A 14,994-nucleotide genomic window follows, 5' to 3' on the forward strand; every position below is an offset into this window, starting at 1 on the left:
CCCTATTATAGGGGCTTTGCTTTATTTATGTAAGCCAAAGATTAAGCGATTACGCTGGCTACAACACCGGCACCTACGGTACGGCCACCTTCACGGATAGCAAAACGCAGGCCGTCGTCCATTGCGATCGGAGCAATCAGGGTAACAACCATCTTGATGTTGTCGCCCGGCATTACCATCTCTACGCCTTCCGGCAGTTCGATGGTACCGGTCACGTCGGTAGTACGGAAGTAGAACTGCGGACGGTAGCCTTTGAAGAACGGGGTATGACGACCACCTTCTTCTTTGGACAGTACGTACACTTCAGATTCGAACTTGGTGTGCGGCTTGATAGAACCCGGCTTGGCCAGTACCTGACCACGCTCTACGTCTTCACGCTTAACACCACGCAACAGCGCGCCGATGTTCTCGCCTGCACGACCTTCGTCCAGCAGCTTGCGGAACATTTCAACACCGGTACAGGTGGTAGAAACGGTATCTTTGATACCAACGATTTCTACGGTCTCACCTACTTTAACGATACCGCGCTCTACACGACCGGTTACTACGGTACCACGGCCAGCGATAGAGAATACGTCTTCGATAGGCATCAGGAACGGCTGGTCAATCGCGCGCTCCGGCTCCGGGATATAGGTATCCAGGTGGCCAGCCAGCTCGATGATCTTCTCTTCCCACTGAGCGTCGCCTTCCAGCGCTTTCAGCGCGGAACCACGAACTACCGGCAGGTCATCACCCGGGAAGTCGTACTCGGTCAGCAGTTCACGAACTTCCATCTCAACCAGTTCGAGCAGCTCTTCGTCATCAACCATGTCACACTTGTTCATGAACACGATCATGTACGGGATACCAACCTGACGACCCAGCAGGATGTGCTCACGAGTCTGCGGCATCGGGCCGTCAGTCGCTGCTACTACCAGGATCGCGCCGTCCATCTGGGCAGCACCGGTGATCATGTTTTTAACGTAGTCGGCGTGACCCGGGCAGTCTACGTGCGCGTAGTGACGGGTAGCGGTGTCGTATTCTACGTGGGAGGTGTTGATGGTGATACCACGCTCACGCTCTTCCGGTGCCTTGTCGATCTGGTCGAAGGCGAAAGCTTTACCACCGAAGTGCTTGGCCAGCACGTTGGTGATAGCTGCAGTCAGGGTGGTTTTACCGTGGTCAACGTGGCCGATGGTACCCACGTTAACGTGCGGTTTATTACGCTCAAATTTTTCTTTAGACATGATCGTCCCTCTAAACTAACGCTGAGTACGCGGTGGCAAGCTAACCACAGAACAGTTTATATGATGGATTTGAATCTGGTGGGAAAGAGAGAGGTACTGATGGCTGGTTCGCTTGCCGAACTCACCCTAGGGTGTGGCTCTGCTAACGCCTGAGCCATATCAGCATCTTGGAGCGGGCAGCGGGAATCGAACCCGCATCATCAGCTTGGAAGGCTGAGGTAATAGCCATTATACGATGCCCGCATTTCTCTAACCCAAAGAACTCAAACCGCAGAGAAATATGGTGGAGGGAGAAGGATTCGAACCTTCGAAGGCAGAGCCGTCAGATTTACAGTCTGATCCCTTTGGCCGCTCGGGAACCCCTCCAGACGCCAGATTGTCACAACGGTAATTCTGCTTGCACCCGTTGTGTTTATCGTTTTTGCACGGCAAATAGACGACAGACAGTCAAGCGTCGCGCATTTTATTGTAAGGTTTTGGGGGATGCAACCATTGAACCCGGCAAAATATGCTTTATTGCTGGGAAGTTTGCAAAAAAGCGGGGGCAAACAAGCCAATCCTGCTGCGTCCCTTGTCGCTCCCCCACCCTTGGTGTATGGTCGCCGTGCCCAAGAAACAGTGATGACACCATGACGACAGAGCATAACCCCTATCTGCAATTCACCCGCGAACAATGGGCGTTATTGCGCGATTCGGTCCCCCTGACCCTGACCGAACACGATCTGCAGACCCTGCGCGGGATCAACGAGAAGGTGTCATTGCGGGAAGTGGAAGAGATCTATCTGCCTCTCTCCCGCCTGCTCAATCTCTATGTCAAAGCCAAACAGCGTCGCAGCCGGGTGCTGGAGCAGTTCCTCGGCCAGTCCCGCGGCAAGGGCACCTATATTATCAGCATTGCCGGCAGCGTGGCGGGGGGCAAAAGCACCACGGCCCGTATTCTGCAGGCCCTGTTGGAGCGCTGGCCGGAACATCCGCGGGTGGAGCTGGTCACCACCGACGGCTTCCTCTATCCCAACAAGGTACTGGAAGAGCGCGGCCTGATGCGCCGCAAGGGGTTCCCGGAATCCTACGACATCCGCCATCTGGTGGAATTTGTCGCCAACATCCGCGCTGGTCACGAGAAGGTCGAAGCGCCGGTTTACTCCCACCTTATCTACGACATCATTCCCGATGAGAAGAAGGTGGTGGAGCAGCCGGACATCCTGATCCTGGAAGGGCTCAATGTGCTGCAAAGCGGCATGGACTACCCTCAGGAGCCCCATCGGGTCTTCGTGTCGGACTTCGTCGACTTCTCCATCTATGTGGATGCCGATGCCGAACTGCTGCGCACCTGGTATATCGAACGCTTCCTGAAATTCCGCAGCGGCGCCTTCTCGGATCCCGACTCCTACTTCCATAACTACGCCAAGCTGGCGGAGAGTGAGGCGACCCAGATCGCCAGCAACATCTGGCAAGATATCAACTATCTGAATTTGCAAGAAAATATCCTGCCAACGCGTGAGCGTGCCAACCTGATCATGACCAAGGGCCATGAGCACGCCATCGAACAGATCAAGCTGCGCAAATGATGACTGCAGTTTCCGGATAACGAAGAGGGGGCCCGCGGGCCCCCTCTTCTTGTTTGGTATCATGAGCAGCCTTGCTGGCCCTCAGTCGCCCCGGCGCAGGGAGAGCTCGCCGCCCAGATAGAATTTGATCCCTTCACCTGTCTCCAGTCGCAGGGCGCCGCGATCGTCGATACCACGAGCGATGCCGCGGATCTCCTGATCCCCCATCAGCAGGCGCACCGGGCGACCGGCAAAGTGATCGAGCCGGTTCCACTCATCGACAAAGCTTGCCAACCCCTGCTGCTCAAAGGTGTGCAGCGCCCGCTGCAGATGGACGATCATCCGGGCCGCCAACTGATTGCGATCGACCAGCTCGGGATTGATGTGGCGCAGCTCGGCCCAGGCCTGATCGATCTTCTCCCCTTCACGGGCAGGCATCGCCAGATTGAGACCGATGCCGATCACCAGATGACAGCTGGCCCCGGCGCTACCGCTCATCTCCACCAGTATTCCCGCCAGCTTGCGGCCCTGATAGTAGAGGTCGTTCGGCCACTTGAGCTCGACGCCTTGATAACCAAGGCTCTCCAGCGCTTCAACCACTGCCACGCCGACCGCCAGACTGAGCCCCATGGCGGCCGCCATGCCTTGTTCCAGCCGCCAGTACATGCTGAGGATCAGCTGGCAACCGAACGGCGAAATCCAGGGTTTGCCACGACGACCGCGCCCGGCGGTCTGACACTCGGCCAGACAGCTCTCGCCGGAGCGCAGCTCATTGACCCGATCCAGCAGGTGTTGATTGGTCGAGCCAATGACCGGAAAACAGTGCACCGGCGCCATCGGGGCCAGTACCTGCAAGGTAGCCTGATCATAGAGCGCCATCGGTACCGCCAACCGGTAGCCTTTGCCGGTCAGGCTAAAGAGATCCAGCCCCAGCTCCTTGAGCGCCGCCATGTGTTTGCTTACCGCAGCCCGGCTGATGCCGAGCTGCTCGCCCAGCTGTTCGCCGGAGTGAAACTGGCCGTCGCTAAGCAGGGTGATCAGGGTCTGTCTGATGGGGGTCAACGTCATGAGAGCACCTCGTCGAGCCAGGTTTCACCGTGCGCGCCCATAAAGCGCACCTCATGCTCCAGCACCACGCCAAACGTCTGCTCCACGCTGTCACGGACATGGGCCGCCAGTGCGATCAGCTCCATGGCACTGGCGCCCCCCAGATTGACCAGCACCAGCGCCTGCTCCTGATGAACAGCGGCGCGGCCGATGGCGAAACCTTTCAGACCGCACTGATCGATGAGCCAGCCTGCCGCCAGCTTGGCCTGCCCTTCTCCGGCCGGATAGCAGGGCATCTGCGGATAGCGCGACTTGAGCGACTCCGCCAGCGCGGCAGGCACCACCGGATTTTTGAAGAAGCTGCCGGCATTGCCGAGTACGGCGGGATCCGGCAGCTTGGCCATGCGGGTGGCACAGACGGTATCGAAGATGGCCTGCGCCGAAGGCGCGTCACCGAGCGCCGCCAGCGGGCCATAGCCCAGCACAGGTTGCCACGCCTTGGGCAGTTTGAGCCCGACGGCGGTGATCAGGTGGGAATCCTGATACTCGTGTTTGAAGATGCTGTCGCGATAACCGAAGCGGCACTCTGCCGCCGCGATCCGCTCAATCTCGCCGCTCTGCCAGTTGAACGCCTCGACATAGGAACAGAAGTCGGCCAGCTCAACGCCATACGCACCGATGTTCTGCACCGGCGCCGCACCGACCGTACCGGGAATGAGCGCCAGATTCTCCAGCCCGAACCAGCCCTGTTGCAAGGTATGGCGCACCAGCTGATGCCAATCCTCACCCGCCGCCACATGGAGCAACCAGTGATCACTACCATCTTCAGCGGTAATCCCCTTGAGCCGGTTGAGCACCACCAGACCGAGAAAATCGGTGGTGAAGAGCATGTTGCTGCCGCCGCCCAGATTGAGGCGAGGCAACTGGTTGAGTTGTGGCTCAGCACGCAGGGTCGCCAGATCGGCAACCTGCTCCACCTCGGCCAGCCAGAGGCAGTACGCATCGAGGGCAAGGGTGTTGAGCTTCAACAAGGAGGCGTTGGCATTCAGTTTCATCGGTCTATCCCGGCTTGGTGCAAGGGCGCAGTCTACCTCAAGTTACCCCATGACGAAAAACCCGAGCCCTTTTCGGGGGAATAGCAGTGGTTTAGAGTAGGCGACTTCAACTGCTGAGGAACAACTCATGAACAACCAGTTTGCCGTCATCGGCCTGGGCCTGTTTGGCAGCGCGCTGTGCGAAGAGCTGCAACGGCAAGATGCCGAAGTACTGGCCATCGATATCGACGAGAGCAAGACCCGGCAAATCGCCGCCCTCTGCAATCACGTTATCGTGGCGGATGCCACCGACGAGGCCACCGTGGCCGAGCTGGGACTGGCCAATTTCGATATCGTCTTCGTTGCCATCGGTGACAACCTGGAGACCAGCATCCTCACCACCCTCGTCTTGAAAGAGGCGGGCGTGAAGAAGGTGTGGGTCAAGGCGCGCGACAAGTTCCACGCCAAGATCCTGCAGAAAGTGGGCGCCGACAAGGTGATCAACCCGGAGTGGGACATGGGCCGCCGGGTCGCCCAGAGCATGCTGGACAACCGGCTGTTCGACTATCTGGAGCTGGGCCACGACATGGTGCTGACCGAGTTCGTGATTGGCCTGCAACAGAATGGCCGGGAACTGGGCGACTTCCACCTGCTGCAACAGAGCGATTTCCAGCTGCTCGCCATCAAGCGTGGTGACGTGCTGCACAACGTACTGACCGGCAAGATGGAGCTGCAACTGGGCGACATCCTGATCCTGGCGGGCAACAAGCACGCCATCGACCACTGGCTCGAAACCCTATGATCAACTGGCGCAGCAGCTACGCCTTCGCCCTCCATCGGGAGCAGGACTCTCGCTGGAGCGAAGCCCGGCTGATCCTCGGCAGCTTTCTGATCATTCTGCTGATTGGCACCATCTTTCTGGTGCAACCCTCCAGCCACAATGGCGAGGTTACCTTCGTCAACGCCCTGTTTACCGCCACCTCGGCCATCAGCGTGACAGGTCTTGGCGTGGTGGATACCGGCACCGCCTTCACCCTGCAGGGGCAGATTTTCCTGCTGATGCTGATGGAGATCGGCGGTCTGGGCCAGATGACCATGACCCTGCTGCTGATCGCCATCTTCAGCAAGCGGGTCGGTCTGCGCCAGCAGGTACTGGCCAAGGAGGCGCTGGGACAGGAAGGCTCGGTCAACATCATTCAGCTGGTCAAACGGATCGTGCTGTTCGCCTTTATTGCCCAGCTGATCGGCACCGGCATCATGGCGATCCGCTGGGTGCCCGAGATGGGGTGGGTGCACGGCCTCTATGTCAGCTTCTTCCACGCAGTATCGGCCTTCAACAACGCCGGATTTTCGCTGTTTGCCAACAATCTCATCGACTATAGGGACGACCCCATCATCAGCCTGACCATCGCCGGCCTGCTGATCCTGGGGGGGATTGGCTTTACCGTCATCGTCGATCTGGTGCGCAACCGCCGTTGGCGCAAGCTGAAGCTGCACAGCAAGCTGATGCTGCTGATGACCCCGGCGCTGCTGCTGGCCGGTACCCTGATGTTTTGGCTGCTGGAACACAACAACCCCGGCACCCTCGGCAAGGCCGGTGTCGGTGGCCAGCTGCTGGCTGCCTTCTTCCAGTCTGCCAGTGCCCGTACCGCCGGTTTCAATACCATAGATATCGGGCTGATGACCCCGGCGGCGTTGCTGTTCCTGATGATGTTGATGTTTATCGGTGCCGGTGCCACCTCGACCGGTGGCGGTATCAAGGTGACCACCTTCGCCGTCGTGCTGCTGGCGACCAAGGCGTTTCTGACCAAACGACCCCATGTCACCGCCTTTGGCCGCACCCTGTCGCCCCAGATCGTGACCCGCTCGCTGGCCATCATCATCGTCAGCACCATGGTGCTGATGCTGGCGATGTTCCTGCTGATGGTGACCGAGGATCTGCCGTTCGACAAAATCATGTTCGAGACCATCTCGGCATTTGCCACCGTCGGCCTCTCCACCGGCATCACCGCCTCCCTGAGCGAGCCGGGCAAGCTGATCCTGGTGCTGGTGATGATCTGCGGCCGTCTCGGCCCCCTCACCCTGGCCTTTATGCTGGCCCGCCCGGTCGAGACCCGCATCCGTTATCCGGAAGAGAACGTCTATACCGGCTGACCGGTTATGAACACGGGGCAGCCACTAGCTGCCCCATTTTTTATTCGGCTTGTTGTTGCGCCTTGAGCCAGCGCCCCGGGCTCACCCCCAGGTCCCGCTCGAATGCCCGACCAAAGGCAACACTGCTGCCATACCCCGCCCCCAGCGCCACCTGCACCATGGGCTCCCCCGCCAGCAGTTGCTGGCAGGCGCGCGCCATGCGCCAGTGGGTCAGATAACCAAGCGGCGCTTGACCAACCCGCTCCTGAAACCTCGCGGCAAAGCGGGCCCGCGACATGCCGGCCTCCCGCGCCAGCGTGGCCACCGTCCAGGGTTCATCCCCACGCTGATGCATCACCGAGATCGCCTTGGCCAACTGGGGATCGGAAATACCTGCCAGCATCCCCTGCTGACACACCCCTTGCTCGACCAGATGACGCAGCAGCAGGATCAACAGTACCTCCAGCAAGCGGGAGATCAGCGGATCCTGCCCGTAGCGGGGGTGAAACGCCTCGTCAAACAGCTGACTCAGCACCGGCGTCAGGGCAGGCAACTCACGTAGCGGCAGCACCAGCGAGCCCGGTAATGCCAGTTGCAACGGCGATGCGCCCCCCTTGCCGAATGCGACATTGGCGCACACCAAATCACAACCCCCCAGCGTTCTGGGTTCAAGCTTGTGGGGACGTCCCCGAGGGAACAGGATCAGGGTCGGCTCCTCGAGCAGCAAGCTGGTTCTCCCCTCTTCACGCAGCATGACGGCACCGCTGCGCAGCAGATGAAGATGTCCGCCACTCGGATAATCATCACTGGAGGAGTTCTGGCACAGGTTGCCGGCGAAGAAGATCTTGGCTTCGGGGGAGGCATGAACCAACAGGGCAGAGAGCGGATCCATATTTGAGACGAATAGTATTTATTTGCAGACGATGAGTGATAAACCGTATCACGAATGACGGCACACTGTCTCCCGTACCTTCACTACCACAGGAGAAGATCATGAGCCGTATCCAACCCGTATCCCAACCGCAACCCGCAGCCGCCCAGACCCTGACCACCCTGCGCCGCAATCTGGGCATGGTACCCAACCTCTACGCCACCCTGGCCCACTCGCCAGCCCTGCTCAATGGCTTCCTGGCCTTTGCCGAGGCGCTTGGCAAGGGGCGCCTCACTGCCCCACAACGGGAGTTGCTGGCACTGGCCATAGGTCAAGCCAACGCCTGCCAATACTGTTTGTCTGCCCATACACTGCTCGCGGGCAAGGCCGGATTCTCGGCCCAGGAGATCCGGGCAGCCCGACTCGGCCAGGCCTCGGCTCCCCTTGATCACGCCCTGCTGCAACTGGCAACGGCACTGGTCAACCAGCGCGGGGTGATCAGTGACGAGCAGCTTGCTAGCGCCCGTGCCGCAGGTGTAGATGACGAGCTGCTGCTGGAGGTGCTCGGCCAGGTGATCGTCAATACCCTGACCAACTATGGCAACCACCTGGCGGCGACCGAGATCGACTTCCCGCCCGTCACTCTGACCCCTTAAACAAGGAGCCCCCATGCAGCAACATGACAAAGGCTTTCTGGTCGCTCTGGCGGGCGTGGTATTGACCCTGCTCTGGATCGGCGTCTTCAAGTTTACCCCGACAGAGGCAGCCGCCATCAAACCACTGGTAGCCAGCCACCCCTTGATGAGCTGGCTCTATGGCCCCCTGTCGGAACAGAGCGTATCGAACCTGATCGGGGTGGTCGAGATAGTGATCGCCATCGGACTGGTCGTGGGTCTGTGGCAACCTCGCATCGGTTACTGGTGCAGCATGGGGGCTATCGTCACCTTCCTGGCGACGCTGAGCTTCCTGCTGACTCTGACAGGTGTCTGGAAAGTGGTTGATGGCGTGCCAGTCACCGAGTTCTTCCTGTTCAAGGATCTGGTGTTTCTCGGTGTGGTTCTGCACTACCAGCACAGGATCCGTGCCAGCTTGTCCACTCAGGCAGCCTGACAACAATGCCTTTGGCGCCCGGGATGGGCGCCTTTTTTCGTTATACAGCCCTGGTATGGCGCTTGCTGGCCGTCTTGCGCGGTCGGGGCCCGCCAGTCGTGCTGGCCGCCGGACTCTTGCGCCTGGTAAAACGCCGCTTACCGGCACCCGGCGCCTCCTTGGGCAGGGCGCTGAAGCTGGCGCCGGAGTCCTGCCGCGCCCCCTCGATCAGGCCGTTGAGCTGCTCGGTGAGCGGGCCCATAAACTGCTGGTAGCTGCCGTGACGCTCGGCGATCTGGCCGAGGCTCTGCTCCCACAGCGCCGTCATATCCGGCGTGGTGGCGGTGGCTGGCAACGCCTGCACCAGCGCCCGCCCGGTCGGGGTCGCCTTGATGCTCTTGCCCTGACGCACCAGAAAGCGGCGCTTGAACAACAGGTCGATGATGCCAGCCCGGGTCGCTTCTGTGCCGAGGCCATCGGTGTCGCGCAGGGTCTTGCGGATCTCGGGATCCTGCACATAGCGGGCGATGCCGGTCATGGCCGCCAGCAGGGTGGCATCGGTGAACGACTTGGGCGGCTGGGTCATCTTCTCCTGCAGTTCGCCCCGCTCACAGAGCAGTTGCTCTCCCTCTTTCAGGGCAGGCAGCGTGCCCGCCTTCTCTTCGTCGTCATCCTCCTCCACCCCGAGCAGCGCCTTCCAGCCCGCCTTGAGGATTCGCCGCGCCTTGGCCTGAAACAGGCCACCGGCGATGCGCAGCAGCACCTTGCTGTCATTGTATTCGAACGGGGGATAGAACTGCAGCAGATACTGTCGGGCAATCAGGCCATAGAGCTTCGCCTCGTCGGCCCCCAGCGTGGCGGGGTTGCCCTGCTTCTCGGTGGGGATGATGGCGTGGTGGGCATCCACCTTGCTGTCGTTCCACGCTTTGCTGCGGATCTTGCCGTCTGCCTCGCTCACCGCCTTGGCCAGCGCAGGCGCTGTGGCGGCGATGGCACCGCGCACCTGCTCGGCCCGCTTGAAGTGGTCGGTCGGCAAATAGCGGCTATCGGAGCGCGGATAGGTGATGAGCTTGTGACGCTCGTAGAGGCTCTGGCAGATATCGAGCACCCGCTTGGCATCCATGCCGAAGCGCTTGGCGGCATCGATCTGCAGGCTGGAGAGGTTATAGGGCAACGGCGCCGCCTGCTTGCGGGCCTGCTCCTCCACCGATTCGACCTGAGCGGGCTGGCCGTTGATCCGGCTCACCACCTTGTCGGCCAGCGCCCGATTGAGCACCCGCCCCTCCTCATCCTGCCACGGCAGGCAGGCTTCCGATGGCAGCCACTTGGCGGTGAAGCGCTCGTTGCTATCGGTCAGCAGATGGGCCAGCACCTCGTAGAAGGGTTTGGGCACGAAGGCCTCGATCTCGAGATCCCGCCGCACCACCAGCCCCAGCAGCGGGGTCTGCACCCGACCGACCGAGAGCAGTTCGCTGCAACCGGCCTTGCGGCCGAGCAGGGTGTAGGCGCGGGTCATGTTGATGCCGTAGAGCCAGTCGGCCCGACTGCGGGCCAGTGCGGAAACCGCCAGCGGCACGAACTCCTTGTTATCCCTCAGTTTGTCGAGGGCGCGGCGCACCGCGGGCGGGTTGAGATCGCTGATGAGGCAGCGCTGCACCGGTTTGGTTTTCGGGTAGCCGAGAAAGTCGATCACCTCATCCACCAGCAGTTGCCCTTCCCTGTCCGGGTCACCGGCGTTGACCACGCAGTCGGCCTGCTTGATCAGCCGCTTGATGACGGTGAGCTGGGTTTTGGTCTTGGGCTTGGCCACCAGCTGCCACTGGGCGGGGATGATGGGGAGATGCTCCATCCGCCACTGCTTGAAGGCGGCGTCATAGGCATCGGGCTCGGCCTGCTCCAGCAGATGGCCGATGCACCAGGTGACCACATCCCCCTGGGCTGTTTCGATAAAACCGTCGCCCTTCTTGTGGGGCTTGGGCAGGGCATCGGCAATGGCGCGGCCCAGCGTGGGCTTCTCGGCGATAAAGAGTCGCATCGGTGGCTACCTGCAATACTGTATATGCAGACAGTATACAACTGCCGCCGCGAAAGCCCAACTGCCCCTATTCGTCGAACGGGTGCTCGTGGATGGCGGCAAACAGCCGCGCCTGATTGAGCAGCGGCGCATAGTGGAAGGCATTTTCGCCATCTTCAGCCAGCAGGTAGTCGGTCAGCTGTTCGCGCACCGCCTCTTGCAGGGTCTCCAGCTTCCACGGTTTGGCAAGGTAGTAGTGCAACCCGCCGCGATTGACCGCTTCGACGGTGGCCTCCAGCCCCGCTTGTCCGGTCAGCAGCAATTTGCGGCTGGCCCGAGTGGTGGCACGCCGGTTCAGCTCCACCAGAAAATCGACCCCCAGGGTTCCCGGCATGATGTGGTCACAGAGGATCAGCGCCAGCTTGTTGCCGTCGCGCTCCCACTCCTCCACCACCGCACGCGCCTCATCGACGCTCTCGGCGGCTTCCAGTTCGAAGTGGGAACGGAACGGGGCGAGATCGTGGATCACCGCATCCAGCACCTCACGCTCATCGTCCACACACAGGATCAGATAGTGTTTGTTCATTGCTCCTCCTTGGCGACATGGTTTGGCACGCCGCGCGATTGATGCTGGCGACGGCTCAGGCCGCATGCTCCTTGTTGTTTTGAGGTTCGCCCCCGTAACCGGCCTGCCCCATGCCGTCCAGCGGCAGACAGACCCGCATCCGGGTGTAACGGCCCGGTTCGGAGGCCACCTCGATCCGGCCGTGGTGCTGTTGCACTATCTGCAGCGAAACGCTCAGACCAATCCCGAGGCCGAAATGTCCCTCCCGCTTGGTGGTGAAGTTGAGATCGAAGATCCGCTGCCACAGTTCGGGCTCGATGCCGCAACCGCTATCCTCGATCTCTACCATGACCCACTCGGGATCCAGCAATCCGGTGCGGATGGTGAGCCGCCCCGGGCCGCTCATGGCATCCAGACTGTTGGCGATCAGGTTGGTCCACACCTGTTGCAGGGCGATAGGGTGACAGCGCACCAGCGGCAACGGCTGGTACTCCTTGCAGAGCTCATGATGCTTGAGGCGGTTTTCGAAAATCATCAGGGTATCTTCCAGCCCCTCGTGCAGGTCTACCAGCGAGGGCTCGTCCCGATCCTGCCGGGCATACTGCTTGAGGCTCTTGACCAGATCGCCGATGCGACGGGCACACACCTCGATGTTGCGCAGGAAGCTGCCGGTCTGCTGGAACAGCTCCAGCCGGGAGAGCAGCGCCTCCCGCTCGTCGGCAGTGCGGCTGGCAAACCAGCGCTGCCAGTTAAGCTCGTCATCCAGATTCATCTGCACCGCCAGCCGCGCCTGCTGGCGATCACCAAAGCGCCCCTCTGCCTGCCGGGTCTTGTCACGGATCTCGCGGGTCGAGACCGGCTGGGAGGAGAGCGCCTGACAGAGGGTCTGGTTGCCCAGACCCTTGATGGGGGCAGGCAGTTCGAGATTGACCAGGTCAGGGATGGCGGCCCGCAGGGTCTCGCTGCCACGGATAATGGCCGCCACCGGGTTGTTCAGCTCGTGGGCTACACCGGCCACCAGCTGACCCAGCATCGCCATCTTTTCGCTCTCCACCAGCTGGGCGTGAGCAGCATCGAGGGAGTTGAGGGTCTGTTGCAGCCGCATCTCGGTACGGATGCTGTTTTGCAGGCGACGGTTGAAGTGGCGCAGCAGCAGGTTGGTAAAGGAGGGGAGCAGTTCGCTGCGCGCCTGCATCACCCGGGAGAATTGCAGCTTGTCGAGCTTGATCACCTCGGCACCGGTCAGAGTCACCCCGGTGGTGAAGGCGGGTTCGCCAGTCACGAAGGACATGCCCCCCACCAGCGAGCCGGTACGGTAGTGCACCACCTCCTGATCGACCCCCTGCTCGTCCCGCTTGCGCAGCACCACCTCCCCCTTGGCGATAAACCAGAGGAAGCTGTTGGGCTCCCCCTCGCGGGTCAGCACATGGCCCGGACTGTAGTGGCGGCAGACCCGCTCCTCGTCATTACCCTCGAAAAACTGATAGAGGCCGTCGATCACCACCCGGGAGAGTTCTTCATCGCTGCAGTGGGTGTAATCCATAAAGCCCTGCCGATAGGCAGCCAACTGGCGATCGACGTGGGCTCGCAGCAGCTTCTGGTTATCGAGCACGGCGGCATAGCTCAGCAGATCCGCATCGGGACGTTGCAATACAAAGTGGCTCGCCTGCTCGATCACCGCCCGGCGCAGGCTGCCATCGCGCCAGGGGCGTTGCAGGTAGTAGTCGAGACGACCGAGGTTGACCGCCTCGATGATCGATTTCATCTCCGGCTGGTTGCCGAGCAGGATCTTGCGGCACGCCTCGTGACGACTGCCGAGGCGGATCAGAAAATCGGCCCCTCGCCCATCCCCCAGCTCGCTGTCACACACCACCACGGCGGGTGGCTGCCCCTTGCGATCCAGTTCGTCCAAGGCCAGCTCAGCCGACCCCTGACCGACCACCACCACCAGCGCGAAATGGCCGAGCAGCGGAGCCAACTCCTGTTCGAATTCGGCCAGCAGTTGCACGTTGGCAGCGACACACAGCAGTGAGAAAGGGCTCATCAGCGACACTCCGTTGAGGCTCACTGCTCACTATATCAGCGAATCTTGTGGGGTTTTGCGAGGGGGCTAACAGCTGTCGCGGAAAGTGCACAAATAGATATAACAGAAAAAGAATGAATTTAATTCGATAATTAAATCAATAACAAAATAAAAGACAAAATGTGACAGCAATCAAAAATATAAACCATGATGGAGGTCAACGCCTTATCCCTATCATTACTACTACTATTGGACTAGTACTATGTAGGTAATTATTGACCTTAGGAAAACGCCGCCATGATTGGAAAACTGATAAGAAAAACCTGGTTCTGGCTCCTGCTGCTCGGGGCCCTGCTGGGTGTCGCGGCACTGGGTGTCACCGTGACCGTGCTGCACAAGACCAGCTCCACCGAATTCTGCGTCTCCTGCCACTCCATGCAGACTCCGCTCGCCGAGTATCAGGGCAGTGTCCACTTCCAGAACACCAAGGGGATCCGCGCCGAGTGCGCCGACTGCCACATCCCGGGCGCCCCCACCTCCTACCTGTGGACCAAGCTCCGCGCAGTGAAGGATATCTATCACGAGGCGATCGGCACGCTGGATACCCCGGAAAAGTATGAAGCCCACAAGCTGCGGATGGCTCAATCCGTCTGGGACGAGCTGAAAGCCAACGACTCCGCCACCTGCCGCAGCTGCCACAGCTACGAGGCGATGGACATTCTGGCCCAGCGCCCCAATGCCCGTGCCGAGCACCCGGTCGCCATCAAGGAGGGCCAGACCTGTATCGACTGCCACCGCGGTGTCGCCCACATCATGCCTGACATGAGCGGTCTGGCTGCCGCCGGTGCCAGCGAGCTGGCGCAGGCTGCGGCCCAGACTCCGGCCAATGTCACCACCCGCTACGCCATCGCCACCACCCCGCTGTTCCTCGATGCCGCCGCCAAGACCGACGAAGGCACCCTGATGCCCTCCACCAAGGTGGAAGTACTGGCCAACGAAAACGGCCGCGCCAAGGTGCAGATCGAAGGCTGGCAACAGGATGGTGTGAGCGAAGTATTCTACGCTGCACCGGGCAAACGGATCCTCAGCGTACTGGTCGGCGATGCCGCCAAGAAAGCGCTGGTCACCGGCCAGAGCGAAACCGACAGCGCCACCAACCTCACCTGGCATCAGGTCAAGCTGACCGCCTGGGTCGACCAGAGCCAGCTCATCGGCGATCAGGGCAAGCTGTGGCAATACGCCTCCACCCTGATGTCCAACAACTGTACCGGCTGCCACGGCCTCACCGCGCTGGATCACTTCAATGCCAACCAGTGGATCGGCGTCATCAAGGGGATGGAATCTCGTACCTCCCTGACCCCGGAACAGGCTCGCATGTTGACCCAGTATGTCCAGAAACACGCCAGTGACATGAGCGCGGCCCACTAAGGCTGGCACAGAGGATA

The 14,994-nt window shown here is 60.7% G+C and carries 13 protein-coding genes and 2 tRNA genes; 6 read left to right on the forward strand and 9 right to left on the reverse strand.

Going from position 1 to position 14,994, the window contains the following annotated elements:
* Positions 1–41: 41 nt before the first annotated feature.
* The 3 genes from tuf to WBR25_RS19445 all read right to left on the reverse strand — a co-directional run bounded on the left by tuf (position 42) and on the right by WBR25_RS19445 (position 1,592).
* Positions 42–1,226, reverse strand: coding sequence for an elongation factor Tu (tuf, locus tag WBR25_RS19435; RefSeq protein ID WP_005339879.1), 1,185 nt, complete (start codon positions 1,224–1,226; stop codon positions 42–44).
* 168 nt (positions 1,227–1,394) lie between these two features.
* Positions 1,395–1,469 (reverse strand) — tRNA-Gly (locus WBR25_RS19440).
* 38 nt (positions 1,470–1,507) lie between these two features.
* Positions 1,508–1,592, reverse strand: a tRNA-Tyr gene (locus WBR25_RS19445).
* Positions 1,593–1,855: 263 nt separating this feature from the next.
* On the opposite strand from WBR25_RS19445, the gene coaA reads away from it, so the two are divergent.
* Entirely contained in the window at positions 1,856–2,794 is a 939-nt protein-coding gene (gene coaA / locus WBR25_RS19450) for a type I pantothenate kinase (protein ID WP_005339877.1), read from the forward strand.
* Positions 2,795–2,875: 81 nt separating this feature from the next.
* Here coaA and birA read toward each other — a convergent pair whose 3' ends face one another.
* Positions 2,876–3,841, reverse strand: a complete 966-nt coding sequence (gene birA / locus WBR25_RS19455) for a bifunctional biotin--[acetyl-CoA-carboxylase] ligase/biotin operon repressor BirA (RefSeq protein ID WP_069555544.1) — start codon at positions 3,839–3,841, stop codon at positions 2,876–2,878.
* The gene (gene murB / locus WBR25_RS19460; RefSeq protein ID WP_244774506.1) at positions 3,838–4,875 is read right to left on the reverse strand and encodes a UDP-N-acetylmuramate dehydrogenase; all 1,038 of its coding nucleotides are present in this window, start codon (positions 4,873–4,875) and stop codon (positions 3,838–3,840) included. The genes birA and murB overlap by 4 nt, the downstream gene beginning before the upstream one ends.
* 127 nt (positions 4,876–5,002) lie before the next feature.
* Here murB and WBR25_RS19465 point away from each other — a divergent pair, with 127 nt between their 5' ends.
* Positions 5,003–5,656 (forward strand): potassium channel family protein, encoded by a 654-nt coding sequence (locus WBR25_RS19465; protein WP_005339863.1) that lies wholly within the window; start codon positions 5,003–5,005, stop codon positions 5,654–5,656.
* Positions 5,653–7,008: a TrkH family potassium uptake protein gene (locus WBR25_RS19470; RefSeq protein ID WP_005339856.1), complete on the forward strand. Its 1,356-nt coding sequence runs from the start codon at positions 5,653–5,655 to the stop codon at positions 7,006–7,008. Before WBR25_RS19465 ends, WBR25_RS19470 begins: the two co-directional genes overlap by 4 nt.
* 40 nt (positions 7,009–7,048) lie before the next feature.
* Here WBR25_RS19470 and WBR25_RS19475 read toward each other — a convergent pair whose 3' ends face one another.
* On the reverse strand, positions 7,049–7,879 hold the full coding sequence (locus WBR25_RS19475) for a cupin domain-containing protein (RefSeq protein ID WP_479748989.1): 831 nt from the start codon (positions 7,877–7,879) through the stop codon (positions 7,049–7,051).
* A 101-nt stretch (positions 7,880–7,980) separates the two neighbouring features.
* On the opposite strand from WBR25_RS19475, the gene WBR25_RS19480 reads away from it, so the two are divergent.
* Both WBR25_RS19480 and WBR25_RS19485 read left to right on the forward strand, forming a co-directional pair.
* Positions 7,981–8,514 (forward strand): carboxymuconolactone decarboxylase family protein, encoded by a 534-nt coding sequence (locus tag WBR25_RS19480; protein ID WP_429239210.1) that lies wholly within the window; start codon positions 7,981–7,983, stop codon positions 8,512–8,514.
* A 13-nt stretch (positions 8,515–8,527) separates the two neighbouring features.
* Positions 8,528–8,968, forward strand: a complete 441-nt coding sequence (locus WBR25_RS19485; RefSeq protein ID WP_005341854.1) for a DUF417 family protein — start codon at positions 8,528–8,530, stop codon at positions 8,966–8,968.
* A 40-nt stretch (positions 8,969–9,008) separates the two neighbouring features.
* Here WBR25_RS19485 and WBR25_RS19490 read toward each other — a convergent pair whose 3' ends face one another.
* The 3 genes from WBR25_RS19490 to WBR25_RS19500 all read right to left on the reverse strand — a co-directional run bounded on the left by WBR25_RS19490 (position 9,009) and on the right by WBR25_RS19500 (position 13,570).
* Positions 9,009–10,982, reverse strand: coding sequence for a DNA topoisomerase III (locus tag WBR25_RS19490; protein ID WP_479748991.1), 1,974 nt, complete (start codon positions 10,980–10,982; stop codon positions 9,009–9,011).
* 67 nt (positions 10,983–11,049) lie between these two features.
* Complete coding sequence (locus tag WBR25_RS19495) at positions 11,050–11,547, reverse strand: response regulator (RefSeq protein WP_416004452.1); 498 nt, start codon at positions 11,545–11,547, stop codon at positions 11,050–11,052.
* Between the two features lie 55 nt (positions 11,548–11,602).
* The gene (locus WBR25_RS19500) at positions 11,603–13,570 is read right to left on the reverse strand and encodes an ATP-binding protein (protein WP_479748993.1); all 1,968 of its coding nucleotides are present in this window, start codon (positions 13,568–13,570) and stop codon (positions 11,603–11,605) included.
* Between the two features lie 276 nt (positions 13,571–13,846).
* Here WBR25_RS19500 and WBR25_RS19505 point away from each other — a divergent pair, with 276 nt between their 5' ends.
* Entirely contained in the window at positions 13,847–14,977 is a 1,131-nt protein-coding gene (locus WBR25_RS19505) for a NapC/NirT family cytochrome c (protein WP_479748995.1), read from the forward strand.
* Positions 14,978–14,994 lie beyond the last annotated feature (17 nt).

This window comes from Aeromonas sp. MTB (assembly GCF_056632455.1).

Bases quoted from the DNA above. Each gene is read 5' to 3' on its own strand.
- WBR25_RS19475 (WP_479748989.1), bottom strand. From the start codon at position 7,879: ATGGATCCGCTCTCTGCCCTGTTGGTTCATGCCTCCCCCGAAGCCAAG.
- murB (WP_244774506.1), bottom strand. From the start codon at position 4,875: ATGAAACTGAATGCCAACGCCTCCTTGTTGAAGCTCAACACCCTTGCC.
- WBR25_RS19465 (WP_005339863.1), top strand. From the start codon at position 5,003: ATGAACAACCAGTTTGCCGTCATCGGCCTGGGCCTGTTTGGCAGCGCG.
- birA (WP_069555544.1), bottom strand. From the start codon at position 3,841: ATGACGTTGACCCCCATCAGACAGACCCTGATCACCCTGCTTAGCGAC.
- WBR25_RS19485 (WP_005341854.1), top strand. From the start codon at position 8,528: ATGCAGCAACATGACAAAGGCTTTCTGGTCGCTCTGGCGGGCGTGGTA.
- coaA (WP_005339877.1), top strand. From the start codon at position 1,856: ATGACGACAGAGCATAACCCCTATCTGCAATTCACCCGCGAACAATGG.
- WBR25_RS19490 (WP_479748991.1), bottom strand. From the start codon at position 10,982: ATGCGACTCTTTATCGCCGAGAAGCCCACGCTGGGCCGCGCCATTGCC.
- WBR25_RS19505 (WP_479748995.1), top strand. From the start codon at position 13,847: ATGATTGGAAAACTGATAAGAAAAACCTGGTTCTGGCTCCTGCTGCTC.
- WBR25_RS19480 (WP_429239210.1), top strand. From the start codon at position 7,981: ATGAGCCGTATCCAACCCGTATCCCAACCGCAACCCGCAGCCGCCCAG.
- WBR25_RS19495 (WP_416004452.1), bottom strand. From the start codon at position 11,547: ATGAACAAACACTATCTGATCCTGTGTGTGGACGATGAGCGTGAGGTG.
- WBR25_RS19500 (WP_479748993.1), bottom strand. From the start codon at position 13,570: ATGAGCCCTTTCTCACTGCTGTGTGTCGCTGCCAACGTGCAACTGCTG.
- tuf (WP_005339879.1), bottom strand. From the start codon at position 1,226: ATGTCTAAAGAAAAATTTGAGCGTAATAAACCGCACGTTAACGTGGGT.
- WBR25_RS19470 (WP_005339856.1), top strand. From the start codon at position 5,653: ATGATCAACTGGCGCAGCAGCTACGCCTTCGCCCTCCATCGGGAGCAG.